Here is a 2,299-nt window from a genome sequence, read left to right as displayed (position 1 = left end):
AGGTTACGCTCATAAAAAAGCCCTCATAGTAATATGAGGGCTTCAAATAAGAGTCAAGCAGTGTCGTTACTGGTACATTAAGCGGACTACTCAGCCTTAAGTATATTGTTCTACCTTAAGCATACTGTTCCACTGTCATTGCCCAATTTTTTTTCTGTTGCTCAAAATTCATTTTGATTTGTTGGTAACGAACTTTAAGTAGAGAGTGTTCGTACTTCTTCACAACATCTTCGCGTTTGCTTTCAAGTAGCTGCTTTTTGACTTCGTAATACTCGTTCATGTTTGATACTAGAGCATCGAATTCTTGTTGAAGTTTGTCCGCGATTTGCTGCTTGTCGGCACGATGCATGATCTTTTGCTGCGTGCGTTTAAGTAACATTGATGCTTCTGCTTTTTCGATACGAGCTTGAGGGGTTTTCTTAAGCTTGCTTGCCAATCCCATCAAAGAAGCACTCTTGATCAACCATTTTGTAGGATCGTATTGCCACCAGTAGATGCCGTTGCGGTAATCGTTCTCAAAGATGTGGTGGAAGTTGTGGTAGCCTTCGCCAAAAGTTAGAACCGCTAACACACCGTTATCACGGGCCGTGTTTTTGTCGGTAAAAGGTTGGCTACCCCAGATGTGAGCAAGAGAGTTAATGAAGAATGTCGTGTGATGGTTAAGCACCAAACGAACAGCACCTACGATTAACAACATGCCAAGTACGTCACCGTAAATAACACCCAATGCGATAGGAACACCGAAGTTCATTAGCAATGCCAACAGAACATAGTGCTTGTGCTGCCACATAACAATTTTGTCTTTCTTTAAATCTCGACAATTTTCATAATTTTCATACATCGAGGTGCTGTAGTTACGAATCATCCACCCGATGTGAGAATACCAAAAACCACGTTTTGCTGAGTATGGGTCTTTGTCGTTGTTATCTACATGTTTGTGGTGCACACGGTGATCAGAAGACCAGTGTAACGCGCTGTTCTGCAGGGCAAATGCGCCACCTAGTGCAAACAGGAATCTTAGGCTTGAATGCGCTTCAAACGCTTTGTGTGACCATAAGCGATGATAACCCGTCGTGATTGAAAGGTTACAGAACGTAAAGCAGATCGCTAGCCATATCCAGTGCTCCATACCATAGCCAAAAAAGTAGCCATAAACGGGAGCTGCAACAACAGCAAGCAGCATACTAAAAGAGAATACAAAAATATTGAGCCAGATTAATGGCGGCTTTTTTGTAGATTGTTTGTCGGCACTATTCATTAGCAAATTTCCATTGAGCTTACATCTGTGCGCTAGAATATCAGCGTACACGTGTAAGTCAATATTGAAAGTGTAAACGTGTATTAGTATGTTTTGCTTAAATATTGTATAAAGGTAGTGTGAAATGTAGTAGCAAGTCATAAATGGAAGTACTAAGGGCTAATAAATGGAAATTAAGGTAGCTGAATATAAAGATTATGAGCGGATTGCCCAATTACACGCGGATAGCTGGAAGCTATATTATCGTGGCATTCTTGCTGATGATTACTTAGAAAATGATGTTTTGGAGGACAGATCTGTTATTTGGCAGACTCGTTTGATTAACCCTCCTTTTAACCAACATGTTTTATTGCTTGAAGAGGGCGGTTTACTGGTTGGTTTCGTCTGCGCGTTTGGTAATCACAACTTTGAGCGTGGCACGTTCATCGATGCGTTACATGTAGATAATGCCTATCGCGGTCGTGGTGTTGGTAAGCGTTTATTGTCTGAATTATCGAAGTGGTTGCAGCAATACTATTCGGATTCAGGTCTGTACCTAGAGGTGATGTCTGAAAATCACCAAGCGATTGCTTTTTATCAAGCGATTGGTGGTAAAGAAGAGCTAGAGCAAGTTTGGAATGCACCATGTGGAAGTCAAGTGAATGAGAAGGTGATTTCTTGGAGCTCTCCCGTTGAACTTGAACAGAAAACAGCAAGCATTGTGTATTCTTAGTCACTTCAAGTTGAATAATGGTTCCTTGCTCAACAGCTGCCTCTTACTGAAGTTGCTTTAAAGCTGAAGAACAAACCAAAAAGCCCCGAGCATTAAATTGTTCGGGGCTTTTTTGATTAGATTAGACACTTCAATTATTTGGCACTTAGTCGCACCATGTGATTTTTTCTTAAAACGAAGAGAGATTAACGCTTGTTCTTCAAGTAACGCTTACGACGCTCTTCTTTTTTCTTAATCTGTTGTTCGGCTTTCAGCGCAGCCGCTTCTTCAACTTCGATCAGTTCTTGTGTGATCATTTCTGGTAGCTCTAACGTTACTTTACCTAAAGT

General features: G+C 41.1%; 2 protein-coding genes and 1 pseudogene. 1 reads left to right on the top strand and 2 read right to left on the bottom strand.

Going from position 1 to position 2,299, the window contains the following annotated elements:
* Positions 1-115: 115 nt before the first annotated feature.
* The gene (locus tag AB4496_RS21325) at positions 116-1,258 is read right to left on the bottom strand and encodes a fatty acid desaturase (protein WP_009845442.1); all 1,143 of its coding nucleotides are present in this window, start codon (positions 1,256-1,258) and stop codon (positions 116-118) included.
* Positions 1,259-1,424: 166 nt separating this feature from the next.
* Here AB4496_RS21325 and AB4496_RS21320 point away from each other — a divergent pair, with 166 nt between their 5' ends.
* The gene (locus AB4496_RS21320) at positions 1,425-1,970 is read left to right on the top strand and encodes a GNAT family N-acetyltransferase (protein WP_009845441.1); all 546 of its coding nucleotides are present in this window, start codon (positions 1,425-1,427) and stop codon (positions 1,968-1,970) included.
* Positions 1,971-2,155: 185 nt separating this feature from the next.
* On the opposite strand, the pseudogene AB4496_RS21315 reads toward AB4496_RS21320, so the two are convergent.
* Positions 2,156-2,299: pseudogene (locus AB4496_RS21315) on the bottom strand (ribosome biogenesis GTPase YlqF); the annotation flags it as partial.

It is taken from the genome of Vibrio sp. 10N.222.46.A1 (assembly GCF_041473595.1).
GTDB classification, from domain to species: Bacteria; Pseudomonadota; Gammaproteobacteria; order Enterobacterales; family Vibrionaceae; genus Vibrio; species Vibrio tasmaniensis_A.
Note: the sequence above shows the minus strand (reverse complement) of the source record. Positions and strands in the feature narration are given on the sequence as shown.